24 protein-coding genes are annotated in these 26,436 nt (G+C 69.2%); 10 read left to right on the forward strand and 14 right to left on the reverse strand.

The features are described from left to right. The first annotated feature begins 19 nt into the window (after positions 1-19). From AC1PPL_RS09755 to AC1PPL_RS09780, 6 genes are all read left to right on the forward strand, one after another. Entirely contained in the window at positions 20-748 is a 729-nt protein-coding gene (locus AC1PPL_RS09755) for a 16S rRNA (uracil(1498)-N(3))-methyltransferase (protein WP_015914679.1), read from the forward strand. Beyond that, entirely contained in the window at positions 748-2,175 is a 1,428-nt protein-coding gene (locus tag AC1PPL_RS09760; RefSeq protein ID WP_088888024.1) for an efflux RND transporter periplasmic adaptor subunit, read from the forward strand. Before AC1PPL_RS09755 ends, AC1PPL_RS09760 begins: the two co-directional genes overlap by 1 nt. Continuing rightward, on the forward strand, positions 2,168-2,890 hold the full coding sequence (locus AC1PPL_RS09765; protein WP_479973169.1) for a hypothetical protein: 723 nt from the start codon (positions 2,168-2,170) through the stop codon (positions 2,888-2,890). The genes AC1PPL_RS09760 and AC1PPL_RS09765 overlap by 8 nt, the downstream gene beginning before the upstream one ends. Positions 2,891-2,895: 5 nt before the next feature. Next, complete coding sequence (locus tag AC1PPL_RS09770; RefSeq protein WP_479973170.1) at positions 2,896-5,730, forward strand: ATP-binding protein; 2,835 nt, start codon at positions 2,896-2,898, stop codon at positions 5,728-5,730. 211 nt (positions 5,731-5,941) lie between these two features. Next, entirely contained in the window at positions 5,942-6,166 is a 225-nt protein-coding gene (locus AC1PPL_RS09775; protein ID WP_479973171.1) for a hypothetical protein, read from the forward strand. Between the two features lie 183 nt (positions 6,167-6,349). Further along, positions 6,350-7,498, forward strand: coding sequence for a GGDEF domain-containing protein (locus tag AC1PPL_RS09780; protein WP_302077361.1), 1,149 nt, complete (start codon positions 6,350-6,352; stop codon positions 7,496-7,498). Positions 7,499-7,565: 67 nt separating this feature from the next. Here AC1PPL_RS09780 and AC1PPL_RS09785 read toward each other — a convergent pair whose 3' ends face one another. From AC1PPL_RS09785 to AC1PPL_RS09815, 7 genes are all read right to left on the reverse strand, one after another. Then, positions 7,566-8,441 carry an alpha/beta hydrolase gene (locus tag AC1PPL_RS09785; RefSeq protein ID WP_015914684.1) on the reverse strand — a complete coding sequence of 292 codons (876 nt, stop codon included), beginning with the start codon at positions 8,439-8,441 and terminating at the stop codon, positions 7,566-7,568. Between the two features lie 14 nt (positions 8,442-8,455). Continuing rightward, positions 8,456-9,919, reverse strand: a complete 1,464-nt coding sequence (locus AC1PPL_RS09790; protein WP_312843526.1) for a M20 family metallopeptidase — start codon at positions 9,917-9,919, stop codon at positions 8,456-8,458. A gap of 82 nt (positions 9,920-10,001) precedes the next feature. After that, positions 10,002-11,189, reverse strand: coding sequence for a GGDEF domain-containing protein (locus AC1PPL_RS09795; RefSeq protein ID WP_479973172.1), 1,188 nt, complete (start codon positions 11,187-11,189; stop codon positions 10,002-10,004). Positions 11,190-11,269: 80 nt separating this feature from the next. After that, positions 11,270-13,294: a methyl-accepting chemotaxis protein gene (locus AC1PPL_RS09800; RefSeq protein WP_479973173.1), complete on the reverse strand. Its 2,025-nt coding sequence runs from the start codon at positions 13,292-13,294 to the stop codon at positions 11,270-11,272. A gap of 256 nt (positions 13,295-13,550) precedes the next feature. After that, on the reverse strand, positions 13,551-14,135 hold the full coding sequence (gene metW, locus AC1PPL_RS09805) for a methionine biosynthesis protein MetW (RefSeq protein WP_011807201.1): 585 nt from the start codon (positions 14,133-14,135) through the stop codon (positions 13,551-13,553). Then, the gene (gene metX, locus AC1PPL_RS09810; RefSeq protein ID WP_015914688.1) at positions 14,132-15,271 is read right to left on the reverse strand and encodes a homoserine O-succinyltransferase MetX; all 1,140 of its coding nucleotides are present in this window, start codon (positions 15,269-15,271) and stop codon (positions 14,132-14,134) included. Before metX ends, metW begins: the two co-directional genes overlap by 4 nt. A 136-nt stretch (positions 15,272-15,407) precedes the next feature. Beyond that, a complete protein-coding gene (locus AC1PPL_RS09815) occupies positions 15,408-15,986 on the reverse strand; it encodes a TMEM165/GDT1 family protein (RefSeq protein WP_015914689.1) in 579 nt (192 codons plus the stop codon). Positions 15,987-16,463: 477 nt separating this feature from the next. Between AC1PPL_RS09815 and AC1PPL_RS09820 the strand changes: the two genes are divergently transcribed. Further along, a complete protein-coding gene (locus AC1PPL_RS09820) occupies positions 16,464-16,829 on the forward strand; it encodes an RNA recognition motif domain-containing protein (protein WP_015914690.1) in 366 nt (121 codons plus the stop codon). Between the two features lie 241 nt (positions 16,830-17,070). Beyond that, positions 17,071-17,526, forward strand: a complete 456-nt coding sequence (locus tag AC1PPL_RS09825; protein WP_287740121.1) for an RNA recognition motif domain-containing protein — start codon at positions 17,071-17,073, stop codon at positions 17,524-17,526. Between the two features lie 73 nt (positions 17,527-17,599). On the opposite strand, the gene AC1PPL_RS09830 is transcribed toward AC1PPL_RS09825, so the two are convergent. From AC1PPL_RS09830 to AC1PPL_RS09845, 4 genes are read right to left on the reverse strand one after another with little or no spacing between them, the layout of a single operon-like run. Next, positions 17,600-18,412 (reverse strand): SDR family oxidoreductase, encoded by an 813-nt coding sequence (locus tag AC1PPL_RS09830; RefSeq protein WP_479973219.1) that lies wholly within the window; start codon positions 18,410-18,412, stop codon positions 17,600-17,602. A gap of 5 nt (positions 18,413-18,417) precedes the next feature. Beyond that, complete coding sequence (gene lptC / locus AC1PPL_RS09835) at positions 18,418-19,038, reverse strand: LPS export ABC transporter periplasmic protein LptC (RefSeq protein ID WP_479973174.1); 621 nt, start codon at positions 19,036-19,038, stop codon at positions 18,418-18,420. After that, positions 19,035-19,613 carry a KdsC family phosphatase gene (locus tag AC1PPL_RS09840; protein WP_103736977.1) on the reverse strand — a complete coding sequence of 193 codons (579 nt, stop codon included), beginning with the start codon at positions 19,611-19,613 and terminating at the stop codon, positions 19,035-19,037. Before AC1PPL_RS09840 ends, lptC begins: the two co-directional genes overlap by 4 nt. Next, entirely contained in the window at positions 19,613-20,614 is a 1,002-nt protein-coding gene (locus AC1PPL_RS09845; protein WP_088888012.1) for a KpsF/GutQ family sugar-phosphate isomerase, read from the reverse strand. The genes AC1PPL_RS09840 and AC1PPL_RS09845 overlap by 1 nt, the downstream gene beginning before the upstream one ends. A gap of 48 nt (positions 20,615-20,662) precedes the next feature. Between AC1PPL_RS09845 and AC1PPL_RS09850 the strand changes: the two genes are divergently transcribed. Together AC1PPL_RS09850 and AC1PPL_RS09855 are read left to right on the forward strand one after the other, a co-directional pair. Continuing rightward, on the forward strand, positions 20,663-22,648 hold the full coding sequence (locus tag AC1PPL_RS09850) for a monovalent cation:proton antiporter family protein (protein ID WP_287951417.1): 1,986 nt from the start codon (positions 20,663-20,665) through the stop codon (positions 22,646-22,648). Positions 22,649-22,718: 70 nt separating this feature from the next. Continuing rightward, entirely contained in the window at positions 22,719-23,273 is a 555-nt protein-coding gene (locus tag AC1PPL_RS09855) for an adenine phosphoribosyltransferase (RefSeq protein ID WP_011807211.1), read from the forward strand. 35 nt (positions 23,274-23,308) lie between these two features. Here AC1PPL_RS09855 and AC1PPL_RS09860 read toward each other — a convergent pair whose 3' ends face one another. The 3 genes from AC1PPL_RS09860 to mnmE form a co-directional block, all read right to left on the reverse strand. After that, complete coding sequence (locus AC1PPL_RS09860) at positions 23,309-24,148, reverse strand: hypothetical protein (protein WP_047349218.1); 840 nt, start codon at positions 24,146-24,148, stop codon at positions 23,309-23,311. 137 nt (positions 24,149-24,285) lie between these two features. Further along, entirely contained in the window at positions 24,286-24,777 is a 492-nt protein-coding gene (locus tag AC1PPL_RS09865; RefSeq protein ID WP_041839105.1) for a Crp/Fnr family transcriptional regulator, read from the reverse strand. A gap of 87 nt (positions 24,778-24,864) precedes the next feature. Then, positions 24,865-26,268, reverse strand: coding sequence for a tRNA uridine-5-carboxymethylaminomethyl(34) synthesis GTPase MnmE (mnmE, locus tag AC1PPL_RS09870; RefSeq protein WP_479973175.1), 1,404 nt, complete (start codon positions 26,266-26,268; stop codon positions 24,865-24,867). Positions 26,269-26,436 lie beyond the last annotated feature (168 nt).

The raw sequence follows: 26,436 nt of genomic DNA on the forward strand, positions 1-26,436 counted from the left end.
GCTACTATTTTTGAAAGATATGCCCCGTTTTCACTGCCCCCTGCCCCTGGCCGCCGATGCGCAGCTCACGCTGCCGCCGACGGCCGCGCGCCATGTGCAGGTGCTGCGCCTGCAGCCGGGCGACGCGGTCACGCTGTTCAACGGCGAGGGCGGCGAGTGGAGCGCCACCGTCACCCACATGGGCCGCAGCGACGTGCAGGTGCAGGTCGGCAGCCACAGCGCCGTGGAGCGCGAGGCCGCGCGCGCCGTGCACCTGGTGGTGGGTATGCCTGCCAACGAGCGCATGGACTGGCTGGTGGAAAAGGCCACCGAGCTGGGTGCCGCGAGCATCCAGCCGATTGCCGCGGCACGCAGCGTGCTCAAGCTGTCCGGCGAGCGCGCCGCCAAGCGCCAGCAGCACTGGCAGGCCATCGCGGTGGCGGCCTGCGAGCAATGCGGGCGCAACCGCGTGCCCTCCGTGCACGCGCCGCTGTCCCTGGCCGACTGGCTGCGCCAGCCCCCTGCCGACGCACTCGCCCCCGACGCGGCGCGCCTGCTGCTGTCGCTGCGCAGCGGCAGCCGCCCGCTGCGGGAAGCCGCGGCCGAGGCGGGTGCCGTCTGGGTGCTGCACGGCCCCGAGGGCGGCCTGACCGCGCAGGAGGAAGACGCCGCGCTGGCCCAGGGCTTTGCGCCGGCCAGCCTGGGCGCGCGCGTGCTGCGGGCGGAAACTGCCTCGGTGGCGGCACTGGCGCTGCTGGGGCTGGCCTGATGCGCGCACTGGCCCCGGACGACCTGGCGCCACAGGTCGGCGATGACGCGCTGGACAACGGCGTGGGCGCAGGCATGGGCGTAGGCATGGGCGCCATCGCGGATTTCTTTCGCGACGCCTACAGTTTTGACGATACCGCGCAGGACTCCCCGCTGCTGTGGCACCTGTCGCGCCAGCAGCCGCTCACGCAGGCGCTGAGCGGCCTGTTCCACGGCCCGGCGGCACTGGTGCAGCTGCGCGTGTGGGTGTTCCTTCAACTGGCGGCGCAGGGCGACGCGCAACTGCCGCGCGAACGCATCGACGAACTGTTTCACGCGCTGCGCCCCGAAGCGCTGGAGACGGTGCTCAAGCGCCTGCGCGACGTGGGCCTGCTCGCCTGGGACGAGACCCAGCGCAGCTACCACCTGCCCGCGCTGGCCCAGCGCGTGGCCGGCCTGCTGGCGCCGCTGACCAGCCCCGCGCCCGAGGACGACCACGCCGACGGCGGCGAACTGGCCGCCCTGCTGGGCCAGGTGGTGGGCGCCAACCAGTTGGGCAGCGTGGATGCCGGCCAGGTGCAGCTGCTGCAGGCGCAGCTGGCGCGCCTGCACGGCGAGTTTGCCGACGCCATCGCCAGCGGCTCCGAGTTCCGCCTGCGCGAGGCGCGCAAGCGCTACGACCGCGCAGCCCAGCTCATCGACCGCGCCTCCGACGCCATCACCGCCATCATCGGCAACAGCCACGGCCACCTGCTGCTGGAGCGCGCGGCGCGCGGTCTGGGCCAGGCGCAGTCGCGCCTGCTGGCCATGGCCAGCCAGTTCAACCGTGCGCTGCAGCAGGTGGACCGCCAGCGCGTGACGCTGGGCACCACCGGCATCACCAGCACCGACGTGAAGCGCTGGCTGCAGGCCGCGCCGCAGCTGCACCGCCTGCTGGACGGCGCCGTGGCCCAGCCCACGCAACTGGCCACGCTGGCCCCGCACGAGCTGCTGGACGTGGTGGAGGCCGAGTTCGAACGCGACCGCCCCCAGCCCGCGCTGGCCGAGGCCCTGCCCAGCGCGCAGAGCGCCCCGGCCGGCACGCTGACCGCCGTGGCCCTGCCGCGCGAGCTGGGCGACCTGAATGCGCTGCTCGCCGAATGGGCCCGCGACGGCGGCCATGCCGATGCCGCCCGCACCGCGGCCGAGGCCCTGCTGGGCCCGCGCCCCGGCGCCACGCGCTACGCGCAGCTGGCCTACAAGGCCCAGCTCATGCCCCTGCTGGGCGATCCGCAGGCCGCCGTGCTGCCGGGCCTGACGGGCGAGCTGGCGCGCCAGCCGTGGCGCATCGAATGGCAGCCGCAGGCCGAGCCGCTGGACCACCACCAGGTGGAGCTGCTCAGCCGTGGCCGGCTGGTGCCGGCCGAACCCGACAGCCCCCAGGGCACCGAGGAAGTGAAGAATGGATGACGCCGCCCTGCTGATCGCCGAGCTGCTCACGCGCCGCTGGCTGCCCCGCAGCCACCCACGTGTGAAGCGCGCGCTGGTCGATGCCGAACTCTTTGCCCAGGTGGAGCAGCGCCTGGCCCAATCCGGCCTGCGCTGGATGGACAGCATCTACGCCGACCACGTGAGCGTGGCCCTCTTGAGCGCCGCGCAGAACGGGGTGATGGGCGAGTCCGGCCTGAACGCCAACAACAACCTGGAGCTGCCGCGCGACGCGCAGGCGCTGCTCATCGTGCTGTGGGCGCTCATCGTTTTACCGAAGCGCGAGCGCCAGACCAGCCGCGTGCAGGAGGCCGACGCGGGGCAGAACGACTTCTTCCCCGGCGCCAAGCCCCTGCCCCAGGCCAGCGTGGCCAGCCCCGTGCTGTCGTACAAGGCGCTGCTGGAAGACTACGGCCCGCAGCTGGGCAAGAAGCTGCGCCTGGACGCCAACCTCAAGCTGCTGGAGCGCCATGGCTTCATCCTGCGCCGCCAGGACGAGATCGCCGAGGGGCCGCTGCTGGACGTGCTGCTGGACTACGACGTGCTCGCCCCGCGCATCCTGGACGGCGCGCTGGCCGACGTACTGCTGCGCGAGCGCGCGGCCGCGCCGGAATTCGAGCCAAATCAGCCTCTAACGCCCGAACAGCAAGCGCCAGCAGCTATGAATAACGAAGCATCCACAGTGCAGGAGAACTGACCGCCATGTTCCACCTGCAAACCCTGGAACTCGTTCACTGGGACTACTGCCAGCGCGTGTCGCTGCCGCTGGACGGCTCCATCATCACGATTGCCGGCCCCAACGGCTCGGGCAAGACCACGCTGCTGGACGCCATGCGCACCCTGCTGGGCCTGCGCTGCTCGGCCCCGCGCGACTACCGCACCTATGCGCGCCACGCCGGCGCGCAGACCGCCTGGCTGCGCGCCGTGGTGGACAACCGGCCGCAGGGCCGGCAAAGCTCCAGCCGCCCGTTTGCGCGCCGCCTGCTCTACAGCGACCAGGTCACGCTGGCCTGCCGCATCGACAAGAACGGGGGCGACTGGCAGCGCCGCTACTGCCTGGTGGAGGGCGATGTCTCCATCGAGCAGCTGCTGGACATGCCCGAGAAGGACCTGGGCTTCATGGGCGTGGAGGCCTGGGGCCGCGTGCTGGCCGCCGCCGGCCTGTCGCCGGCGATTGCGCGCGTGCTCTCGCTGGAGCAGGGCCAGACCGACCGGCTGTGCGAATTCAGCCCGCGCGAGCTGCTGCGCCTGGTGTTCGACGTGTTCGGCGACCAGCAGGTGCTGGACGCCTACGACCAGGCGCGCGAGCACCAGCAGCAGCTGGCGCGCGAGATGGCGCAGGCCGAGCGCGAGCTGGACCACAGCCGCGCGCAGCTCTCCGAACTGCACAACCGCGTGACCAACTACAAGACCTGGCAGATGCGCCTGGCCGAGCGCGAGCGCCTGGCCACCGAGGTGCTGCCCGTGCTCGGCTGGTGGGGCGAGCGCGAGCAGCTCACCAAACAATCGCGCGAGTTGCGCCGCCAGAAGGCCCAGCACCGCGCGGCCCTGGCGGAGCAGGCGGTGCAGAACAAGCGCCTGCTGCACCTGCTGGAGGAAGGCACGCGCGCGCAACAGCACGCTGAGCAGCTGCGCGCAGAGCGCGACCAGGCGCGCACGCAGCTGGACGAGGCCACACGCCACGAGGCCCCGCTGGAAAAGCTGGCCCAGCGCGAGCAGGAGCTGCTGGCGCTGGTGGACAAGGGCAGCAATGCCGACGAATTGCAGGTCCACCTGGCCCAGTTGCAGGACAAGGAATCGACCCTGCAGGACGAGCGCAGCCAACTCACCCAGCGGCGCAAGCTGGCCGCCGCGCAGCTCGCCGCGCTCGAAGGCCAGAGCCTGCCGCCGCTGCCGCCCGAGGTGCTGCGCTTTCGAAAACAACTGGCCAACGCGGGCATCGGCCACCGCTTCGTCGCCGAAACCGTGGAGGTGCAGGACGAGCGCTGGCGCGCCGCCATCGAGGGCGTGCTGCGCGGCCACCGCTGGGTGGTGCTGCTGGACCAGGCCAACGACCTGGCCGAGGCCTGGGAGCTGGGCGAGCGCGAGCGCTACCGCCACTACATCGTCGAGCCGGGCAGCGTGGCGCTGAAGGGTGAGAGCGGTACGCTGTTGGAGCATGTGCGCTTCACCGCGCCCGTGCCGCGCTGGCTGGTGCAGCAGCTGCAGAACCTGCGCTGCGTGGCCGACCCGCGCGAAGGCAAGAAGCTGGGCGGCACCTGGATCACACCCCAGGCCTACATGCACGACGGGCGCGGCGCGCGCTCCATGTGGGTCGAAGCGCATGAGCACCAGTTCGGCGCCAGTGCCGTGCAGGCACGCCGCAGCGCGGCCGAGCGCGACCTGGCCCGCATCGATGCGCAGCTGGCACCCGTGCTGGACCAGCTCATGGCCCTCAAGCGCCAGATCACCGACACCCGCCGCGCCCTGGAAGGCCACAGCGCCGCCGAGGAGCTGGCGCGCCGCAGCGACGAGTTTGGCCAGGCGCGCGAACAGTTGCCCGCCGCCAAGCAGGCGCGCGTGGCGGCGGCCCAGCTGTGGCAGCGCCTGGAGCAGGAATCCACACGCGCGCACGACCGCCACCGCGCCTTCAACGACGAGCACAAGCGCCTGGAGGCGCAGCTGCAGCGCGCGCGCGGCGACAGCGAGCGCGCCGCGCAGGAGTGGAGCGCGCGCCGCCGCCAGCAGCAGGGGGCCGTGGCCCGCAGCCAGGCCCAGCGTGCGCAGTTCCCGGCGCGCTGGATCACGCCCGCCGCCATGGGCGCGCTGGTCGACGAATACGTGAACGACACCCAGGCCAAGCTGCGCCTGCATGCCGTGGAGCAGGAACTGGAGCAAGGCACCTGGGAGCAGGATGCCACCGTGGAAGAACGCCACCGCCGCATGGACGTGACGGTGCGCGAGCAGGCGGCCAGCCTGTCGGACCACCAGGTCAAGAACGCCCAGGCCGCCACGGCGGTGCTGAACGCACGCGAGAGCTACATCGAGGTGCTGCGCAGCACGGTGCGCCGCTACCGCAAGAACATCCAGGAGCTGGGCCAGCTGGCCGGTGTGGAAGTGGCGGCCGACCTCCCCCTGCTGGAGAACGACGACACCGTGCTCGCCCAGGCGGGCCTGAAGGTGCATTTCGCCTTCGACGGCAAGGGCAGCATCGGGCTGAACGACGGCGAGGCCTCGGGCGGGCAGCAGGTCATCAAGTCGCTGATCCTGCTGGTGGGCCTGCTGAAAGACGAGGAAAGCGGCTCGGGCGGCTTCGTCTTCATCGACGAGCCCTTCGCCCACCTGGACGTGCGCAACATCCAGCTCGTGGGCCACTTCCTGCGCAGCACGCGCGCGCAGTACGTGCTGACCACGCCCATCACGCACAACCTAGAAGTGTTCGAGCCCGCCGAGATCACCCTCGTGACCAGCAAGAAGCCTGCCGGCAGCCGCTGGGCGCCGCCCATCGCCGTGGCCAAGCGGCGCGGCGTGCCGGAGCTCAAACCCATCAGCGCATGACCGCCCCGCGCACGCAACCCAACGGGCACAGGCGCCGTACGCGGCACGACGCACCGTGGACGAGCCTGCCAACGTTGCGCCCCGCCCAATAGGCCTTTTTGTGCGACTGGCTGCGCGCCGACGCGGCAGAACGCCAATGGCAGTCCCTGCTGGACATTGCGCGCGCACAGCGGCTGGAAGCGCTGGGCAACGCCCGCTTCGCGCCGCTGTTGTGGCTGGGCGGCTCGCTCACTCTGAATGCCCCGGGGGCTGCATCGACGTAGCGGCTGCCGGCCTGTGCAGCCTGCCCACGCGCCTGTTTGGCACGCCGGCTCAGGTGCGGGCGCCCCGCCGCTACTGGCTGATCGAGAACCGTGCAAGCTTCGAGCGCCAGGCACTGGCGGCCGCGCCCGGCCCTTGCGTGGTGTGGCTGCCCGGCCAGCCGCCGCAGAGCTGACGGGAGGCGATGCAGTGGCTGCAACATGGTCCCACGACAGGGCATCGGGACAACTCATCGCCCCCTGGCAGGCCAGACCTCCAGCTCACGGCAACTACCTATTCTCAGACCGCGCGCGGGCCGCCTACAGTCCACACAGCGTGCGCGGTCCGCAGCCCCGCGCCTCTGAGAAAAGGAGCTTGCGTGAACCAGGAGGTCACGGGCCGCCGCGGCCTCGCCCAGCGGACGCTGGATGCACTCATCACGACCGATCCCCATCAGCGCATCCGCCTGGCCATGGCGGGGTTGTCGGCGCTGCTGATGCTGGGCTGCATCGGGGCGATGCACCTGGTGGCCGCCGCAGGCCTGACCGATCCCGTGCCGGTGTACTGGTGGACCCTGGCGTGCGGCGCGGGCATCACCACGGTGTTCGTGCTCATCCGCAGCGGCGCCAGCCGGCGCTTTGCCGACCCGTCGCTCACGCTGTTCCAGATCGTCTATGCGATTGCCTGCAACGCGGCGGCCTATGTGATCGCCGGCCCCGCGCGCGGTATTGCGCCACCCATTCTCGCGGTCATCATGATGTTCGGCGTCTTCGGGCTCACCCCCCGCCAGATGGTGGGCGTGGCGCTCTACGGGCTGGTGGCCTTTGGTGCAGCGGGCGCCGTGGTGCAGTGGTGGCATCCGGCTTGGCTATCGCCCGACAGCCAGCCCCCGGCGCTGTCGGCGGCCTACCTGGTCATGATCGCGGTGGTGCTGGCCAGCAGCACCTTTCTCACCACGCGCGTACACAGCGCGCGGGCCCGTCTGCGCAGCCAAAAGCGCGAGCTGGCCGCCGCCGTGGAGCAGATCCGCGAACTGGCCATCCGCGACGAGCTCACAGGCCTGCCCAACCGCCGCTGCATGCTGGAGATGATGCGGCTGGAGCATGCGCGCGCGCAGCGCAGCCGGCAGCCCCTGCTGCTGGCGCAGCTGGACCTGGACCATTTCAAGGTGGTGAACGACACGCACGGCCATGCGGCCGGCGACGTGGCGCTGCAGTCGTTCGCGCAGACGGTGCACGGCTGCGTGCGGGCCAGCGACCTCCTGGCGCGCTGGGGCGGCGAGGAGTTCCTGCTGCTCATGGCCAATACCCACCCGGCGGACGGCACGCGTCTGCTGGAGCGCGTGCGCGCCACCGTGGCCGCCACGCCCGTGGCCCTGCCAGGCGGCACGCAGCTGTCTCTGACGGTGTCGGTCGGGCTGGCGGAACTGGCCCCCGGCGAGAGCACCGCGGCGCTGCTGCAGCGCGCGGACGCGGCCCTCTACGGCGCCAAGCGCCTGGGGCGCAACCGCGTGCTGCTCGCGCACTGAGGGCGGGTTTGCTCCTAAAAAGGTAGCTGCTAGCGCTTGCTACACAAGCGCCGCAGGCCGATTTGGCTCAAGCCGCCACGGGCTGCGCCCGGCGCACCGGGCAGCGCTGCTCCAGCCACGACTCCAGTTGCGCGAACACGGGCGCCGCGTCGCGCTCGTTGAAGATCTCGTGGTACAGCCCTGCAAAACCCTGGGCATGCACCACGGCCGGGGGCGCCGCTGCCGCGAAGGCACGGCTGCCCGCGGGATTGACGATGCGGTCGTCCTCGCCCCACAGCAGCAGCGTAGGAACCGTCCAGCGCGCGGCGCGCGCCAGCGTGGCGGGGCCGGCATCGGCAATGAAGCGCGCCAACCGCGCGCTGATGCGGTCGTGGCAACGCCGGTCGGCCCGGTAGGCGGCCACCACGGCCGGGTCGTGCGACAGGTGTTCGGGGTTCAGGCCGTTGCCCACGCGCAGGTTGGGCACCAGCCGGGGCAGCGTGGCCAGCAGCAGCTTTTGCAGCGGGTTCATGAAAGTGGCCAGCGCGGGCGACGAGAGCACCAGCGCATCCACGGGGCGCACGCCCCGCGCCACGAAGCTCGCCGCCACCAGCCCGCCCATGCTGTGGCCCAGCAGCACCAGCGGCTCGCCGGGCCGCAGCCGCGTGCGCGTGGCGTCCACCAGGTCCGCCAGGTCGGCCAGCAGGCGCAGGTCGCTGGTGAGGCCGCCTCGCGGCCCGCCGGAGTCGCCGTGGCCGTAGTGGTCGTAGCCGCGCACGCTGAAGCCCCAGCCGTTCAGGCGCTGGGCCAGGGCCTCGTAGCGCCCCGCGTGCTCGCCCAGGCCGTGCACCAGCAGCACGGCGCCGCGGCGCTCCTGCGCGGGCAGCGGCCAGTCCTGTACGGCGAGGTTTTCACCGTCGCTGGCGGTGAAGGGGCGCAGCGTGGGTTCGCTCAGTTCCTGCATGGCCGTGCGCGTTTTCAGGCCGGCATGCTGGCGATCACCTGCGCCACGGCCGCGGTGAGCTTCTTGGCGTAGGGCACGTGCAGGAACTCGTTGGGGCCGTGGGCGTTGCTCTTGGGGCCGAGCACGCCGCAGACCATCATCTGCGCCGTCGGGAACCCGCGGCTCAGCATGTTCATGAGCGGAATCGTGCCGCCCTGGCCGATGTAGCCGCAAGGCGCGCCGAAGTGCGCCTGGCTCGCGGCGTTGAGCGCCTGCTCGAACCACGGCGTGATGGCCGGGGCGTTCCAGCCGCTGGCCGCGCCATCGGGGGCGAAGGTGACCTTGGCCTGGTAGGGTGCGTTGTCCTCCAGCACGGCCTTCATCTCCTGCAGGCAGGCGGCGGCGTCCACCAGCGGCGGCAGGCGCAACGACAGCTTGAAGGCCGTGTAGGGGCGCAGCACGTTGCCCGCGTCCTGGAGGGCGGGGAAGCCCTCGGCCCCCGTCACGCTGAGCGTGGGCTCCCAGGTGCGCTTGAGCAGCGCCTGTACCGGGTCGGTGGTGGTGGGCAGGGCAAACACCGTGCTGCCACCGCAATCGGCATGCGCCCAGGGGAAACGCTTGTAGACCTCCTCGCCCAGGATGGCGGCGGTGGCCCGCGCCTGCGCCAGGCGGTCGGGCGGCACCTCGCAGTGGAAGTGCGCAGGCAGCAGGCGGCCCGTGGCCGAGTCCTCCAGCCGGTCGAGCACCTGGCGCATGATGCGAAACGACGACGGCACCAGACCCGATGAGTCGCCCGAGTGCACCCCCTCGGTGAGGATCTGGACCTTGAGCGTGCCGCTGGCCATGCCGCGCAGGCTGGTGGTGAGCCACAGCTGGTCGTAGTTGCCCGCACCCGAGTCGAGACAGATCACCAGCGCCACGTCGCCCAGGCGGGTCTTCAGCGCGTCGATGTAAGGCAGCAGGTCGGCGGAGCCGCTCTCCTCGCAGGTCTCGATCAGGCCCACGATGCGCGGGTGCGGCACGTTCTGGCGCTTGAGCTCCTGCACCGCGGCCACGCTGGCGTAGACCGCGTAGCCGTCGTCGGCGCCGCCCCGGCCGTAGAGCTTGCCGTCCTCGTACTTGGGTGTCCACGGGCCCAGGTCGCTGCGCCAACCCTCGAATTCGGGCTGCTTGTCCAGGTGGCCGTACATCAGCACGGTCTGCGTGGACTGCGGCTGGGTGGCCGCCACCTCGAAGAACAGTACCGGCGTGCGCCCCGGCAGGCGCACGATCTCCAACTGCAGGCCGGCCACCTTTTGGGCCTCGACCCACTGCGCGGCGTTGCGCAGCACAGTCTCCAGGTGGCCCTGTTCGCGCCAGTCGGGCGCAAAGCCCGGCGACTTGGCGGGAATGCGGATGTAGTCGGTGAGCTGCCGCAGGATGTCTTCGTCCCACACCCGCCCCACGCGTTCCAGCGCGAGTGCGGCATCCAGGGCGGCGGCGGGCAGGCGGTCGTTCATGGCGGAACCTCTGTCGGTGCGCAAAAGGCGCAGGATACGCCAACACCCGCCGCCCGGCGACGGCGATCTGCACGGCGCCCTATTAGTCCACCGCCGGTACGGGCGCGGGGCGCGGTGCCGCCAGCGCCGTGGACTCCACCCGGTTGCGCCCGGCGAGCTTGGCCGCATACAGCGCCTCGTCGGCCCCCTGAACGAGCCTGTCCCAGCCGTCCGCGGGCTGCAGAGGCCCGCCGCACACGCCGATGCTCACGGTCACCGGTATCTCCTTGCCGCCACCCACACAGGGCAAGCGCTCCACGGCGCGGCGCAGCGTCTCGGCAAGCTCCAGGGCCCCGCCGAGCGGGGTGTGCGGCAACAGGACCATGAATTCTTCACCCCCGTAGCGACCCACCAGGTCCTGCGCCCGCAGGCGCGTGCGCAGCAGGTCCGCCACATGGCGCAGCACGCTGTCGCCCGCCAGGTGGCCATGGCTGTCGTTGACGGACTTGAAGTGATCGATGTCCACCAGCATTACCGCGTAAGGCTCGCGCAGGCGCACGGCGCGGGCCACATCGCGCTCCAGCGCCATGATGAGCGAACGGCGGTTGACCAGCCCCGTGAGCGCATCGTGCGCGGCGAAATAGCGATTGTCGGCATCGGAGCGGTCCTTGCCCATGAGGATGAAGCCCAGCGAACTCAGGATCACCACCACGAAGGCCGCCATGAAGGTGATGGACTGCATGGCGTTGCCCTGCATCAGCCCCTCGACCGGTATGTCGCGCGTGGCGGCGAGCATTCCGCGCACCCCCAGCAGCAATACCTCCATCACCAGGCCCACGCTGAGCAGCGTCGCGCCCCGCAGGGACGCAGCCGGCCGCTCGCGCCACAGGGACCACAGCACCATGCCCAGCTGCAGCGGCGGCACCACGCCCGCCGTGATGATGCGTGCGCGGTAGTCGTCAATGAAGAACGCAAACAACAGCGCTGTCGCCGCAACCGGCACCGCCATGCGGCGCCACGGCAACGCCCGCCCCTGGAACTGGTGCACGGCCGCCAGCACCATGGCGAACGTGCCCGACAGCAGCGTGTTGGCCAGGACGATGCTGGCCCAGTCGGACACCAGGCCGCGCAGGGCGTACAGCACGTACGTGGAGGTGTGCATCATCAGCCCCAGCGCCCACAGGCTGATGCCCTCGCGGCGCCCCGGCCGCACCGCGCCCAGGGATGCCGCCATGGTGAGGGAAGCCGCCGCGGTCATCAGCAGCATGGTGGGCACATCGAGGAACGGCATGGAAACGGCAAGGGTGGGCGCGCCCCGGGCCAGGCGCGCAGCGCGCGAGGATAACCGCCCCGCCCCGGCGAGGCCCGCACTCAGGTAAGCGCGAGGGCCCCCACGCGCAGGTCGGCCACCTCAGCCATTGGCGCGGGTGCATGCGCAGGTGCCCCAATCAGGGACGCGTCGCCCAGCGCCGGCCCCAGCCTGAACACCTGCACGGCCGCGGCCAGGCGCGCCGCCTGCTCGCGCAGGCTGTGCGCGGCGGCGGCGGACTCCTCCACCAGCGCGGCGTTCTGCTGCGTCATCTGGTCCAGCTGGCCCACGGCCTGGTTGACCTGGCCAATGCCGCCGGCCTGCTCGGACGCTGCGGCCGTGATCTCGCCAATGATGTCGCCCACGCGCTGCACGCTGCCCACGATCTCGCCCATGGTGCTGCCGGCGTCCTGCACGAGGCGCGCGCCCGTCTCCACCTTCTCCACCGAGGCCTGGATGAGCTGCTTGATCTCGCGCGCCGCCTCGGCGCTGCGGCCCGCCAGGCTGCGCACCTCGCCCGCCACCACGGCAAAGCCGCGGCCCTGTTCGCCGGCGCGTGCAGCCTCCACGGCGGCGTTCAGCGCCAGGATGTTGGTCTGGAAGGCAATGCCGTCGATCACGCCGATGATGTCGGCGATCTTGCGCGAGCTCTGGTTGATGTCGTCCATGGTGGTCACCACCTCGCCCACCACCTGACCGCCGCGGGCCGCCACCTGCGCGGCGGAGGCCGCGAGCTGGTTGGCCTGGTGGGCCGCATCGGCGGACTGGCGCACGGTGGCCGTGAGCTGGTCCATGCTTTGCGCCGTCTGCGCCAGGCTGCCGGCAGTGGCCTCCGTGCGTGCCGACAGGTCCTGGTTGCCGCTGGCGATCTCGGCGCTGGCGGTGTCGATGCTGTCCACAGCCGTGCGCACCTCTTGCAGCATCTGCACGTAGCGCAGGCGCATGCCTTCCACTTCCCGCACCAGCGTGCCGATCTCGTCGCGCCGCGTGGTCTCGAAGCTCTGCGTCAGGTCGCCCTGCGCGACGAGCGTGATGGCCTGCGTGAGCCCGGTGAGCGGCTGGCTGACGCCGCGGCGCAGCATCACGAACAGACCCACGCCCAGCAAGCCGACGGCCAATGCCATCAATCCCCACACGGCCCAGGTGACGTGGCGCTGGCCGGCCATGGCCTCGGCGTCCGGCACCTCGGCAACCACCCACCATCCGCCCTGTGTCTTGCGCAGCAGCGCCCAAGGGTCCTGCGCGCCGGGCGAATACACCGCCGCCGCGTCGCGCACGAAGCCCTCTGGCGCAGCCACCAACGCCTCGAAGAAGGCCCGTGACTGGGGGAAGGACTCCAGCACCCGCTGGCCCCGCGCCGTGGGGTGGTACACGAAGCCGGCCTGCTCCAGCCCGGCGCCGGGGTTGATCACGTACACGCCGCCGTGCTCGAAAAAGCGTGTCTGCTCCACCTGCTTTTGCAGCATGGCGTGGAAGATGCTGACGTCATTGCCGATGAACAGCAGCGCCACCACCTTGCCCGCCGTGTCCTTGACCGGCAGGTAGTGGCCCATGTAGGGCTTGCCTGCGACCACGGTGATGCCGGTGTAGGGCTCGCCCTTGGCGACTGCCGCGTAGGCAGGATCGGCACGGTCCAGCGGCGTGCCCTGCTGGCGCTGGCCTTGCGCATCTTTCACCGAGGTGGTGATGCGCACGAAGTCGTCGCCCTTGCGCGCAAACACCGTGGCCACGCCGCCGGTCTCGTTGGCGAACTTGTCCACCGCGCTGTAGTCCTCGTTGACCAGCGCGCCGAAGCTGCGCAGCTCCCCCGCGCCCTCGTCGAGTTGCATGGTGGCCTCGAAGTAGCGGCGAAAGCCGCGCATGGTGGCCTGGACCAGCTCACGGTTGGTGTTGTCCGCCGCATCCAGCGAATGGGCGACGGCCTGGGTGGTGCCGCCAATGCTCTGCACCAGCTGCGCCCGCGTGCTGCGTTCGGTCAGAACCGCCAGGGCCAGCCCCACGCCCACCAGCACCAGGGCCACAAGCCCCAGGGCGGTCAGCGTGACCCGGCGGGCAACGGAATGGTGGGCAAGCGAAACGGCGGCCATGCATGTCTCCAGAAAAAGGGGTGCGCCGGGTCGTCCCGGTCTGTCTGGAAATCTACGGCAGGCCTGTCGTTACATCTATTCACAATATCCCTTACGCGGTCTCACGTACCACGCATCCCGCCCAGAGGCCTGGCATCGGGAACAGAGGATTTTTGGCCTCTAGCGCTTATCCATCAAGCGCCAACAGCTACAATTCTAATAGCAACAAACCCCGCCGGCGAGAAATGTCCCCTGCGCGCCAGGCTGGACGGTGCGCTCAGTCGTGCTCGAAACGGAACACTGCCGTGCCCGCACGCGCATTGGGCAGCCAGCGCACCTCGCGCCCGTCCTGCAGGCCGAAGGCGTCCAGGATGCGCAGCTTGTTCTTGTGCGCCAGCACCTCGAAGTCCTTGAACGTGCCCACGCGGATGTTGGGCGTGTCGTACCACTGGTAGGGCAGGCGCCGGGTGACGGGCATGCGCCCGCGCAGCACCGACACGCGGTTGGGCCAATGCGCGAAATTGGGGAAGGCGACGATGCCGCTCTTGCCCACGCGCGCAGTCTCGCGCAGCATCACCTCGGCATTGCGCAGGTGCTGCAGCGTATCGATCTGCAGCACCACGTCGAAGCTGTTATCGCCGAACATCGCCAGCCCCTCGTCGAGGTTGAGCTGGATCACGTTCACGCCGCGGCGCACGCAGGCGAGCACGTTGGCGTCGGCGATCTCGATGCCGTAGCCGCTGCAGCCGCGTTCGCGCTGCAGGTAGTCCAGCATCGCGCCATCGCCGCACCCCAGGTCGAGCACGCGCGCGCCTTCGGGCACCAGGCGCGCAATGGCTTGCATGGTGGCGTGGTCGCTCATGGTTGTCCTCCCTGCAGCCCCTTGGCAACACTATCGAAATAAGAGCGCACCACGCTCATGTAGCGCGGGTCATCAAGCAAGAACGCATCATGCCCGTGCGGGGCGTCGATCTCGGCGTAGCTCACGTCGCGGCGGTTCTCCAGCAGCGCGTGCACGATCTCGCGGCTGCGCTGGGGCGAGAAGCGCCAGTCGGTGGTGAAACTCACCAGCAGGAACTTGGCACGCGCCACGGCCAGCGCCTGCGCCAGATTGCCGCCATGCTGGCGCGCGGGGTCGAAGTAGTCGAGCGCGCGCGTGATGAGCAGGTAGGTGTTGGCGTCGAAATAGTCGCTGAACTTGTCGCCCTGGTAGCGCAGGTAGCTCTCGATCTGGAACTCGATGTCCTGCGTGCTGTATTTCAGGTCCATGCCCTCGCGCAACTGACGCCCGAACTTCTCGTTCATCACGTCGTCGCTCAGGTAGGTGATGTGGCCGATCATGCGCGCGATGCGCAGCCCGCGCTTGGGGATCACGCCGTGGCGGTAGAAGTGCCCGCCGTGAAAGTCCGGGTCAGTGACGATGGCCCGGCGCGCCACTTCGTTGAAGGCGATGTTCTCGGCCGTGAGGTTGGGAGCGCTGGCCACGACCACGGCGTGACGCATGCGTTCGGGGTACTGCAGCGTCCAGGAAAGCGCTTGCATGCCGCCCAGGCTGCCGCCCATTACCGCCGCCAGTTGCGTGATGCCCAGGCGGTCCAGCAGGCGCGCCTGCGCATCGACCCAGTCCTCCACTGTGACGACGGGGAAGTCCGCACCGTAGACCTCGCCCGTGTCCGGGTGGCGGTGCATGGGCCCCGTGGACCCGAAGCACGAGCCCAGGTTGTTGACGCCGATGACGAAGAACTGGTTGGTGTCGACAGACTTGCCCGGCCCAATCATGTTGTCCCACCAGCCCTCGCTCCTGGGCTGGCCTGCGTAGCTGCCTGCGACGTGGTGTGAGGCATTGAGCGCATGGCATACCAGTACGGCGTTGGAGCGGTCGGCGTTGAGCGTGCCGTAGGTCTCGTAGGCCAAGGTGTAGTCGCGGATCGAGGCCCCCGACTGCAGCGGCAGGGGCTCGGCGAAGTGCATGGTTTGCGGTGTGGCGATGAACGACATGAAAAAACCCGGCTTCGCTAAACAACGAGGCCGGGTCCGGGTGCGTGCTGGGGTGGCAGGCGTGTCGATCGGTCACGTCTTTAGCTGGATTTGTAAAGCGCCCGCAAGCGGTGCAAATCGGCGCGTCTGCGGGCCATTATGCCAAAGGCGTCGCATCTCCCGCAAACAGCGCCAGCAGGCCCAAGACCAGGAAGATCAACGCAGACACCAGATGCACCACGCGGATCGGCACCTTCTTCACCAGCCGATCCCCCAGCCAGACCACGGGCGCATTGGCCAGCATCATGCCCAGCGTGGTACCCGCCACCACCCAGAAGTAGGCGCTGTACTGCGCAGCCAGCATGACGGTGGCGACCTGCGTCTTGTCGCCCATCTCGGCCAGGAAGAACGCCACCAGCGTCGTGCCGAACACGCCGAAGCGCGGCGCCGCACCGTCACCGTCGTCGTCCAGCTTGTCGGGAATCAGCATCCACACCGCCATAGCAATGAAGGAAAGACCCAGCACCCAGCGCAGCACCTGCGGCCCCAGCACGGTGGTCACCCACGACCCCACCGCGCCTGCCAGCGCGTGGTTGGCCAGCGTAGCCACGAAAATGCCCAGCACGATGGGCCAGGGCTTGCGAAAGCGTGCGGCGAGCACCAGCGACAGCAGCTGGGTCTTGTCACCCATCTCGGCAAGGGTGACGATGGCGGTGGAGACGAGGAAGGCTTCCATGGGGCGGTCGTAATAGATTTCCGGCCGGAAGTACATCGGACAGCATTGACCACGCTCCGACTCCGGCCTGATGGATCGGTACGCGGTCAATGGTCTCGCCCGACCCGCTGTGGCAGCGGGTCCCATGCACCATGGCGCCCAAGGGCCCCAAGTCTGTTGATGCATGCATCCTCTCGCGTCGCAGTCGCAGCGGACTCGCGCGGGGCAGGCTACTCCCCAAAGACAGCGGGGGATTGTATCCGGCGGAAGAAGGCACCTTTTTGCCCAGCTAGACACAGTAGTTACCCTGGAAAGTGTTGCAGGCGCGCAATTACGACATCTTTGGGGTTATGGCAATGCTTGATAATGGCCGTGCAGTTCTGCCATGCGGAAGTGCACGCTGCGGTGTCTGGTCAGTTTCGCGTCTTTGAAGTCGTCACAGGTTTGTTGATTGCGTCGGGCTCCATCGCATTTCATGTTTTTTCTAGGAGTCCGATCATGGGCAACAAACTCTACGTGGGCAACCTGCCCTATACCTTCCGCGACCAGGATCTGGAGCAGACCTTCAGCCAATTCGGCGCCGTGCAAAGCGCCAAGGTCATGATGGAGCGCGACACCGGCCGCTCCAAGGGTTTCGGCTTTGTCGAAATGGGCAGCGACGCTGAAGCCCAGGCCGCCATCCAGGGCGCGCATGGCCAGAACTACGGCGGCCGCGACCTCGTGGTCAACGAAGCCCGTCCGATGGAACCCCGCCCGCCCCGCAGCGGCGGCGGCTTTGGTGGCGGTGGTGGCTACGGCGGTGGCCGCAGCGGCGGTGGCGGTGGTTATGGCGGCGGCTACGGTGGCGGCCGCTCCAGCTATTGATATTCCGCTGAGTCAAAAAAGGAGCCTTAGGGCTCCTTTTTTTTGCGTCAGATTGACGACACGTGCGTTGAAAACCCCTTGCATCTTTACAAAGGTTCTGGCGCATAATGTTTTGACGAGGGTATTGCCTCGTAGAGGTTGCGGTGATCCGTCAGTTTTCGCGCATAGGGCGTCATTGTGATTAACTGGCTGCGGGTTCGGGACTCCGTCGCTCATTCCATTGTTTTTGAGGAGTCCCTTAATGGGCAACAAACTGTACGTCGGCAATCTGCCGTACTCGGTGCGTGACCAAGATCTGGAGCAAGCCTTCAGCCAGTTCGGTGCGGTGACCAGCGCCAAGGTCATGATGGAGCGCGACACCGGCCGCTCCAAAGGCTTTGGCTTCGTGGAAATGGGCAGCGATGCCGAGGCCCAAGAGGCCATCAATGGCATGAACGGCCAGTCCCTCGGCGGCCGCAGCATTGTCGTGAATGAAGCCCGTCCCATGGAAGCGCGCCCCCCCCGCAGCGGTGGCGGCGGCTTTGGTGGGGGTGGCGGCTACGGCGGCGGCCGCAGTGGCGGTGGTGGCGGCTACGGCGGCGGTGGTGGCGGCCGCAGCGAAGGCGGCTTTCGCAGTCCCTACGGCTCCGGTCCACGTGGTGGCGGCGGCGGTGGTGGCCGTGGCGGCTACGGCGGTGGCGGCAACAACGGATATTGATTTTGGCAGGCGCGGGTAAAAGCGCGCTCCACCATCACAAGGCTCCCTCGGGAGCCTTTTGTCCTTCCAAGCCTCAGGGATTGGAAGATCGGCCCTGGCCCGCGCGATGCTTGCGTGGCCGTCCCGCCAGCAGCCGGTCGAACCAGGCATCCGGCAATATGCGCAGTAGTTTGGCCACTACGCCCATCTGCCAGGGAATCACCCGGTATGTCGCCCCCGCCTCAATGGCACGGAACGCGCGGTCCGCAAAAGCCTGCGGCGGCAACAGGAAGGGCATGGCATACCGGTTCTCCCGCGTCAGCGGCGTATCCACATAGCCCGGGCAGATCGTCACCACCTGCACGCCGGTGCCGCGCAACTCCCCCCGCAGGCTCTCGCAGTAGCTGATCACCGCCGCCTTGCTCGCGCAATAAGCTCCATGGCCGGGGAGGCCCCGGATACCCGCCACGCTGCCGATTCCCACCAGCCGGCCGCTGCCGCGGCGGACCATCGCATCGATGAACGGATGAAAGGTGGCCGCCATGCCCAGGTTGTTGGTCGCAAAGGTCTGCGCCATGACATCGAGGTCGCCGCGCTGCGCCGTGTCCACCCCGACGCTGATTCCCGCGTTGGCCACCACCACATCGGGAAGCCCTTGGCGCTCCAGACAAGCGTGGCAGGCCGCGATGACGCTGTCAGGCTGCGCTACATCTGCGCTATATATTTCATAGCTACTTGCGCTTATCCCTACTGCCCTAGCCCAAGATTCGATCATATCGACGCGCCGCGCCACAAGGGCCAACCGCCACCCTGCCCGGTGGTAGCGCTCGGCCAGCGCCTGGCCGATGCCGCTGGAGGCTCCAGTGATCAACACCAGCGGGCGGTCTTGCGGAGCCGAACGCGCCATCTCGGTCAACGGCGCACGGGTGCGGGCATCAGCGTGCCGCGCACGCGGCCGCGCAGTTGCATGACCTGCTCCAGGTTGTCGTAGTCCATGCTGTCGGCGGTGAACGTGTCGGCGCCGCGCTTGAGTGTTACGGGCTGGTCGGAGCGCACGCGCTCTTCATTCACCCATGCATGCAGGAACTCCCCCTGGAACTCTAGCCGCGGCACTGGAGCGCGGCCTTCGGGGGCAGACGCCTCGCGCGTGACGATGGCATCGCCGTAGAGTTGGACCTCGCTGCCGTCCCCGTTGGACAGCGCACGATTCGCACGGGCGGTAACGACGCGCCCCTCCTCGTTCACCGAGCGCATGCGCGCCTGGTCGATCTCCAGCGTGTCGTTGTCCGCGTAATGGCGCGCCAGGGTGCCGCGGATCTCGCTCTGCAGTCGGCCCGTGGCATCAAAGCTTTTGACCGCGAAGTCGCGCATGTAGTAGTCGGGCTCGTGGCTCACGGGGCGCTCCTGCGCCGGCTGCTGCGGCCGCGGCGCGTTGCGCACCAGCCACCAGGAGCCCAGCGCCAGCAGCCCCATGAGCAGCACGGGCAGGTAGAGCGACAGGCGTTCCCACGCCAGGTGTAGGCGTGAGGTCATACGGCATGCGCGGCCAACAGACCGGCGTAACGGCCACTGGCGACCAGCAGCAAGTCGCAGAACTCCCGCGCCGCACCCGCGCCACCCGGCGCGGCGGTGACATGGTGGGCGACGGCGCGGGCCTCGATGTGGGCCTGTGCGGGCGCGCAGGCGAAGGCCACACGGCGCATCACCGGCAGGTCGGGCCAGTCGTCTCCGATGGCGGCGGCCTGCGGCCACGACAGGCCCAGCTCGGCCAGGATGGACTCAGCCGCCGGGCGCTTGTCCTCGGTGCCGAAACGCGCATGCATCACCCCCAGCGCCTTCAGGCGCAGCCGCAGCGCCGGTGAATCACGCCCCGTGACCACCGCGGGCGTGATGCCCGCCTGCTGCAGCAGCTTGATGCCGTGTCCGTCAAGCGTATGAAAACGCTTGAGGGTCTCGCCCACTTCAGAGAAATACAGGCCGCCGTCGGTCAACACACCGTCCACGTCGAAGAAGGCGACGCGCACCGGCTGCGCCAGCAGCAGGAGTTGCGGATCGAACTGCAGGGCCGGTTGCAGGGGGGGCAGCGGCGTGGCGTTGGACTGGGACATCAGATCACCTTGGCTCGCATCAGGTCGCCGATGTGCACCACGCCCACCAGCACGCCGTCGTCGTCGGTGACCAGCACGCTGGTGATCGAGTGGTGCTCCATGGCCTGCGCCGCATCGGCCGCCAGGGCATCGGCTGCAATGGTGCGCGGGCTGGCATGCATGACGTCCTGGGCGCGCGTCTCGCGCAGGTCCACGCCGGCCTCGATGCGCCGGCGCAGGTCGCCGTCCGTGAAGATACCCACGGGCCGGCCCGCATCGTCTACCACCGCGGTGGCGCCCACGCCCTTGGCGCTCATCTCGCGCATCAGGGTGCTGAAATTGGCATGGGGCGGTACATGCGGCACGTCTGCGCCCGCGCGCATGACGTCACGCACATGCGTCAGCAGCTTGCGGCCCAGCGCACCGCCGGGGTGCGACCGCGCGAAATCCTCGGGGCGAAAGCCGCGCGCGTCGAGCAGCGCCACCGCCAGCGCGTCGCCCATGGCCAGCTGCGCCGTGGTGCTAGTGGTAGGCGCCAGGTTCAGCGGGCAGGCCTCGCGCTGCACGCTGCAGTCCAGCACCAGGTCCGCGTGGCGCGCCAGGGTGGACTGCAGCCCGCCCGTCATCGCGATCAGCGGGACGCCCAGGCGCTTGAGCACCGGTAGCAGCACGGTGATCTCGCTGCTTTCGCCGCTGTTGGAGAGCGCCAGCACCAAGTCGCCGTTGGTCACCATGCCCAGGTCGCCATGGCTGGCCTCGGCAGGGTGCACGAAGAACGCGGGCGTGCCGGTGGAGGCCAACGTAGCGGCGATCTTGCGCCCCACGTGGCCGCTCTTGCCCATGCCCATGACCACCACGCGGCCCGTGGTTGCCAACACGCGCTGCACCACCTGCACGAAGCCGCCGCCCAGGCGTTCGCCCATGGCATGCAGCGCCTCGGCCTCCGTGCGGACGGTCTCGCGTCCCAGGCGCAGGGCCTGTTCGGCATTGAAAGACGAGGAAGCGGCAGGAGCGACAGGCATGGATGAATTCTATCGGTCGGCCCACCTGCGGCTCGGCTACGATGAAACATGTCCTCTCTCGCCCTGACCCTGCTTTACCTGCTGGCCGCCGTGCTGGGCGTGGTGGCATGCCGCAGCCTGCGGTTGCCGCCGATGATGGGCTATCTGGCGGCGGGCATCCTCATCGGCCCGCATGCCCTGGCCTTGACGCAGAACTCCGAAGGCGTGCGCCACCTGGGCGAATTCGGAGTGGTGTTCCTCATGTTCACCATCGGCCTGGAATTCAACCTGCCCAAGCTGCGTGCCATGCGCCGCCATGTGTTCGGCCTCGGCCTGCTGCAGGTGCTGGCGTGCATGGCGGCCTTCTCCGCATGGTTGCTGCTGCTGGCACGGCTGACCGGCGGCGTGTGGGACATGGGCTGGCAGACCGCACTGGCGCTGGGCGGAACGCTGGCAATGAGCAGTACAGCGATCGTCGTGAAGCTGATGTCCGAGCGCGGCGAGCTGGAGAGCGAGCATGGGCGCAGGGTGCTGGGTATCCTGCTGTTCCAGGATTTGGCCGTGGTGCCCCTGCTGGTGCTGGTGCCTGCGCTGGGGTCCGAGCCCGAGCAACTGCTGACGGCGCTGGCGGTCGCCCTGCTGAAGGCCACAGTACTCGTAGCGGTACTGCTGGTTGGCGGCCAGCGCGTGATGCGCTGGTGGCTCACGCAGGTGGCGCGGCGCAAGAGCGACGAACTGTTCATGCTCAACCTGCTGCTGGTCACGCTGGGGCTGGCCTGGCTGACCGAACTGGCAGGCCTCTCGCTGGCCCTGGGCGCCTTCATCGCCGGCGTGCTGGTGTCCGAGACCGAATACCGGCACCAGGTGGGCACCGACATCCGCCCCTTCCACGACGTGCTGCTGGGGTTGTTCTTCATCACGGTGGGCATGATGCTCGACTGGCACGTGCTGGTGGAGCGTTGGTCGCTGGTGCTCGTGTTGCTGGCCGCGCCGCTGCTGATCAAGACGGCCATCATCGTCGCGCTGGCCCGCGGGTTGGGAACGACAACGGGCGTATCGCTGCGCACCGCGCTGTACGTGGCGCAGGCAGGGGAGTTCAGCTTCGTGCTGCTGTCGCTCATGCAGGTCCACGGCCTGCTGCAGCCCGCACTGATGAACCCGGTGCTGGCGGCCATGGTGCTGTCCATGCTGGCTACGCCATTCCTCATCCAGTACAGCAACCGCATCGTCATGAAGCTGGTGGCCAGCGACTGGCTGCAGCAGTCGCTGCAGGTGACCACCATCGCGCGCCAAGCCATCAACACCAGCGGGCACGTGCTGATCTGCGGCTACGGCCGCTCGGGGCAGAACCTGGCACGCATGCTGGAGCGCGAAGGCATCGCCTACATGGCGCTGGACCTGGACCCCGACCGCGTGCGGCAGGCCGCCGCCGCGGGCAACTCGGTCGTGTTCGGCGACGCCACGCGCCTGCAGGCGCTCAAGGCAGCGGGCCTGGCGCGTGCGGCCGCCCTGGTCGTCACCTACCTGGACACTCCCGCCGCGCTCAAGGTGATTCACCATGCACGCACCCACGCGCCACAGCTCCCCGTGGTCGTGCGCACCCAGGACGACTCTCAACTGGAAAAATTGCAGGAGGCCGGCGCCACCGAGGTGGTGCCCGAGGCCATCGAGGGCTCGCTGATGCTGGCCAGCCACGCACTGGCGTTGGTGGGCGTGCCCATGCGCCGCGTGCTGCGCCTGGTGCAAGACCAGCGCGATGCACGTTACGGCCTGCTGCGCGGCTACTTCCACGGGGCGGACGACGACACGCCGTCCGAACGCGACCAGGAGCGGCTGTACTCCCTGTCCCTGCCCGCGGGCGCCGCCGTGGTGGGTAAGCCGCTGGCCGACCTGCCCCTGCATGGCATCGGCGTGCGTCTGGTCAACGTGCGTCGCGCCAGCGGCGCCATGTCCCCGCCCGACGACCGCACGCCCCTGGCCGAAGGCGACACGCTGGTGCTGTCCGGCCATCCCACCGCCCTGGGCCTGGCAGAGGAGAAGCTGCTGCGCGGCTGATTACACTGTGCGCCCTGGCGGTGCCCGGCAGGGTCTGCACATCCGAATCGTTCTCTCTTTTGCCCCACCCATGACAGCCCTTAGCGTCAACGACTACCTGCGCCAGCACATCCGCACCGTCCCTGACTGGCCGGCGCCGGGGGTGCAGTTCCGCGACATCACGCCCCTGCTGCAAAACCCCAAAGTGTTCCGCGTTCTGATCGACGCCTTCGTGCACCGCTACATGGACCGCGCGCTGCGCCCCGATGTGGTGGCCGGACTGGACGCCCGCGGCTTCATCCTGGGCGCGGTGGTGGCCTATGAGTTGAATGTGGGCTTCGTTCCCATCCGCAAGAAAGGCAAGCTGCCTTTCACCACCGTCGAGGAAACCTACGAACTCGAGTACGGCAGCGCGACCGTGGAACTGCACGCGGACGCGGTCCAGCCCGGCGACCGGGTGCTGCTGATCGACGACCTGATCGCCACCGGCGGCACGATGATGGCCGGCAAGAAACTGCTGGAAAAACTGGGCGCGACCGTCATGGAAGGCGCCGCCATCGTGGATTTGCCAGAACTCGGCGGCTCGGAACGCCTGCGTGCCAGCGGACTGCCGCTGTACACGCTGGTGGACTTCAGCGGCCACTAGACCGCTGGGCTGCTGCAGTCCCCGCAGCCGGTTCTTCAGCGCAGGTCGCCGTATTGCGTGGAGCTGAGGTCGGACGACCGGCCGTCCTGCCCCGGCATGACAGTGTCCTCGAACCCCGTGGGCGCGGGGCTTGGCGGCAGCAGCGGGCCGCTGCGCGTGGTAACACCCAGAGCCGGCGCGGCCGCGGGCGCACGCGCCACAGCGCTGGTGAGCGCCTGTTTGAACGCCGCCACCTCGTCGGCCTCGATGGGCTCGAACCGCGGCGCCGCGCGCGCGGGCGCGGGTGGCACCAGCGGCGCTGGACGCGAGGGTAGTGCCGCTCCTTGCGACGCGGCAGCGGCGGGCCGGGGCGTCCCGGAAATGATGGGCGATGCGGGGGTGGCAGAAGCCTGCGGCGCGGGCGCCTGGGCGGCCGGGGTGCGCACCTGCACGCCCGTGCTGATCTGGTCGTTGGTGCGCCAATACACGGCAGTCACCAGGATGTCGAAACGAGAACGAGCGGTCTGCGTCACCAGGGTTTCGATCTCGCCCAGCCGCGCCATGTCCCGCCCATACTCCGGCGCCAAGTCCATCATCACCAGGAACTGCGCCCCACGCTGGTCCAGCGACAGCACCTTGAACTTGTACCCCGCCGACAGCACGCCGGCACGCACCATGGCGTCACGCACCACGGTGTACAGCAGCTCGCGGCGCTCCATGCGTTCGTTCTTGCGGCCTGTGGCGGGCTCGGGGGCCGCGGCGGGTTGGGGCTCCAGCAGGGGTTTGCCTGCGCGCGCCGGGGCCGCGCCGTTGGTCTGGGCAGCAGCGGCGGGTGCCGGGCGCGCACGCGCGACCGGAGGCTTGGATTTGCGGGTGAACCAGCTGAACAATGACATGCTTGCCTTCGCGAAGAAGCGCTTAAAAAACGTCGGCAAGTGTACTGCGCGCGCCTCGGCCGAGGCGTGACAGTTGCAGGATCGGCCGCGCCGCGATGGGCGCTGTGGTCACAAAGCGTGGCGCTCGCGCGCCGCGCTCAGGTGGCCGCGATGCGGCGGCGGCGGTTGCCCAGGCGCTTGGCCAGCACGGCGCCGGCCGCCATCGCCAAGTGCAGCGCTACCGCCGGTTGGCGATTGCAAAGTTCCGTAAAGCGCAGAGCCGGCAGGCTCCACAGCTTGCTCGGTGCGCCCGCCTGCACCGTGGCGCTGCGGGGCTGATGGGAAAAAAACGCCCCCTCGCCCACCATCGAGCCGGGGCCGACGATGGCCAGGCGCAGCCGCTGCTTCTCGTCCTCGAAGTGCACGCTGAGCGAGCCGCTTTCCACCAGGTACAAGGTGCGGTCGTTGGTGCCCTTGGCAAACAGCACCTGTCCCGAGGGGATGCTGATGGGCAACAGGTAGGCGGACAGCCAATCCCACTGCTCGGCGGTGAGCACGTTGTTCATGCTGTCGTCCGCCGTCGCGTGGGTGATGGCCTGGATCAGACCCGAAAGGTCGACTTTGGAGGAGGGAGCGGTGATGGCATTCATCGGGCGCGAACGGTAACGCGCCGCCGTCATCTGCACAAGCACTCATTACCCTTACTTACACATGGCGTTGCGCGCCCGCCGCGCCGGCTATTTGCCGATGCAGAAGCTGGAGAAGATGACACCGAGCAGATCGTCGGACGTGAACTCGCCCGTGATGGTGTTGAGGGCGTTTTGCGCCAGGCGCAGCTCCTCGGCCAGCAGGTCCAGCGCCGGCCCGTCGCTTTCCAGTTGCGCGGCCGCCTCCATGAGGTGGGCGTCCACGGCGCGCAAGGCTTCGATGTGGCGCGCGCGGGCGATGTACACGCCCTCCGCAGCCGACTGCCAACCCGCGATTTGCAGCAATTGCCGCCGCAGCGTATCCAGCCCCTGGCCGGTGCGCGCGGACAGCAGCACCGCCTGGCTCTCACCCTCGCGCGCAGGCGCCGCCGCCTGCGGGGCGGCGTCGGCCTTGTTCCAGACGTCGACCACCGGCACGCCCGCGGGCAGCCGGTTGGAGAGCGTGTGCGCAATGGCGGCGTCGTCGTCCTGGTACTGCGCACTGCCCCAGCGCGTGAGGTCGTGCAGGAACAGCACCGCGTCGGCGCCCGCGATCTCGTCCCAGGCGCGGGCGATGCCGATGCGCTCGACCTCGTCGTCACTTTCGCGCAGGCCCGCCGTGTCGATCACGTGCAGTGGCACGCCCTCGATCTGGATGGTCTGCTGCACCTTGTCGCGCGTGGTGCCGGCGATCGGCGTGACGATGGCGAGTTCCGCCCCTGCCAGCGCGTTCAGCAGCGAGCTCTTGCCCGCGTTGGGCTGCCCTGCGATCACCACCTTGATACCTTCGCGCAGCAACGCGCCCTGGCTGGCACGCTGCATCACGCGGACCAGCGATTGCTGCAAATTCGATAGCTGCCCGCGCGCGTCTGCCTTGCGCAGGAAGTCGATTTCCTCCTCAGGAAAGTCCAGCGTCGCCTCCACCAGCATGCGCAGGTGGACCAGCGCGTCGCGCAGCGTGTGGATCTCGCGCGAGAAGTCGCCCGACAGCGAACGGCTGGCGCCCCGCGCGGCCGCCTCGGTGCTGGCGTCGATCAGGTCGGCGATCGCCTCGGCCTGGGCCAGGTCGATCTTGTTGTTGAGGAAGGCTCGCTCGGTGAACTCGCCGGGCTCGGCCAGCCGCAGGCGGTCCAGCACCCCGCCCGCGGCCGCCTGCAGGCAGCGCGCCAGCAGCAGCTGCAGCACCACGGGGCCGCCATGGGCCTGCAGCTCCAGCACGTCCTCGCCGGTGTAGCTGTGCGGCGCGGGAAAGTACAGCGCCAGCCCCTGGTCGATGGCCTGGCCCGCAGCATCCCGAAACGGCAGGTAGGTGGCCTCGCGCGGCTTGAGCGCGCGGCCGCACAGCGCTTGCACCAGTGCACCGATCTGCTTGCCCGAGACCCGCACGATGCCGACCGCGCCGCGCCCCGGCGCGGTGGCAATGGCAACGATGGGGTCGGAATGGCGCGGCAGCATGGGCTTTCAGGTGCGGTGGAGAGGGGCAGCGCATGATAGCCGCGCCCCGCCCGGCGCCATGAAGAAGGCCCGCGCGGGGCGGGCCTGGGGCGTGGGTCACGCATATTTGATAGCTGCTTGCGCTTGTCCAACGTCGGTTTCAGGGGTTTTTGTATCTGAAAACCTTTT

Source organism: Diaphorobacter sp. B2A2W2, from assembly GCF_056730635.1.

Excerpts from the sequence above, each read along its gene's own strand:
- AC1PPL_RS09840 (WP_103736977.1), bottom strand. The coding sequence starts at position 19,613 with ATGTCCCAGTCCAACGCCACGCCGCTGCCCCCCCTGCAACCGGCCCTG.
- AC1PPL_RS09830 (WP_479973219.1), bottom strand. The coding sequence starts at position 18,412 with ATGGCGCGTTCGGCTCCGCAAGACCGCCCGCTGGTGTTGATCACTGGA.
- AC1PPL_RS09765 (WP_479973169.1), top strand. The coding sequence starts at position 2,168 with ATGGATGACGCCGCCCTGCTGATCGCCGAGCTGCTCACGCGCCGCTGG.
- AC1PPL_RS09790 (WP_312843526.1), bottom strand. The coding sequence starts at position 9,919 with ATGAACGACCGCCTGCCCGCCGCCGCCCTGGATGCCGCACTCGCGCTG.
- AC1PPL_RS09850 (WP_287951417.1), top strand. The coding sequence starts at position 20,663 with ATGTCCTCTCTCGCCCTGACCCTGCTTTACCTGCTGGCCGCCGTGCTG.
- AC1PPL_RS09855 (WP_011807211.1), top strand. The coding sequence starts at position 22,719 with ATGACAGCCCTTAGCGTCAACGACTACCTGCGCCAGCACATCCGCACC.
- AC1PPL_RS09815 (WP_015914689.1), bottom strand. The coding sequence starts at position 15,986 with ATGGAAGCCTTCCTCGTCTCCACCGCCATCGTCACCCTTGCCGAGATG.
- AC1PPL_RS09760 (WP_088888024.1), top strand. The coding sequence starts at position 748 with ATGCGCGCACTGGCCCCGGACGACCTGGCGCCACAGGTCGGCGATGAC.
- AC1PPL_RS09795 (WP_479973172.1), bottom strand. The coding sequence starts at position 11,189 with ATGCCGTTCCTCGATGTGCCCACCATGCTGCTGATGACCGCGGCGGCT.
- AC1PPL_RS09825 (WP_287740121.1), top strand. The coding sequence starts at position 17,071 with ATGGGCAACAAACTGTACGTCGGCAATCTGCCGTACTCGGTGCGTGAC.
- AC1PPL_RS09820 (WP_015914690.1), top strand. The coding sequence starts at position 16,464 with ATGGGCAACAAACTCTACGTGGGCAACCTGCCCTATACCTTCCGCGAC.
- AC1PPL_RS09865 (WP_041839105.1), bottom strand. The coding sequence starts at position 24,777 with ATGAATGCCATCACCGCTCCCTCCTCCAAAGTCGACCTTTCGGGTCTG.
- AC1PPL_RS09755 (WP_015914679.1), top strand. The coding sequence starts at position 20 with ATGCCCCGTTTTCACTGCCCCCTGCCCCTGGCCGCCGATGCGCAGCTC.
- AC1PPL_RS09845 (WP_088888012.1), bottom strand. The coding sequence starts at position 20,614 with ATGCCTGTCGCTCCTGCCGCTTCCTCGTCTTTCAATGCCGAACAGGCC.
- metW (WP_011807201.1), bottom strand. The coding sequence starts at position 14,135 with ATGAGCGACCACGCCACCATGCAAGCCATTGCGCGCCTGGTGCCCGAA.
- AC1PPL_RS09785 (WP_015914684.1), bottom strand. The coding sequence starts at position 8,441 with ATGCAGGAACTGAGCGAACCCACGCTGCGCCCCTTCACCGCCAGCGAC.
- AC1PPL_RS09800 (WP_479973173.1), bottom strand. The coding sequence starts at position 13,294 with ATGGCCGCCGTTTCGCTTGCCCACCATTCCGTTGCCCGCCGGGTCACG.
- metX (WP_015914688.1), bottom strand. The coding sequence starts at position 15,271 with ATGTCGTTCATCGCCACACCGCAAACCATGCACTTCGCCGAGCCCCTG.
- AC1PPL_RS09860 (WP_047349218.1), bottom strand. The coding sequence starts at position 24,148 with ATGTCATTGTTCAGCTGGTTCACCCGCAAATCCAAGCCTCCGGTCGCG.
- lptC (WP_479973174.1), bottom strand. The coding sequence starts at position 19,038 with ATGACCTCACGCCTACACCTGGCGTGGGAACGCCTGTCGCTCTACCTG.
- mnmE (WP_479973175.1), bottom strand. The coding sequence starts at position 26,268 with ATGCTGCCGCGCCATTCCGACCCCATCGTTGCCATTGCCACCGCGCCG.
- AC1PPL_RS09770 (WP_479973170.1), top strand. The coding sequence starts at position 2,896 with ATGTTCCACCTGCAAACCCTGGAACTCGTTCACTGGGACTACTGCCAG.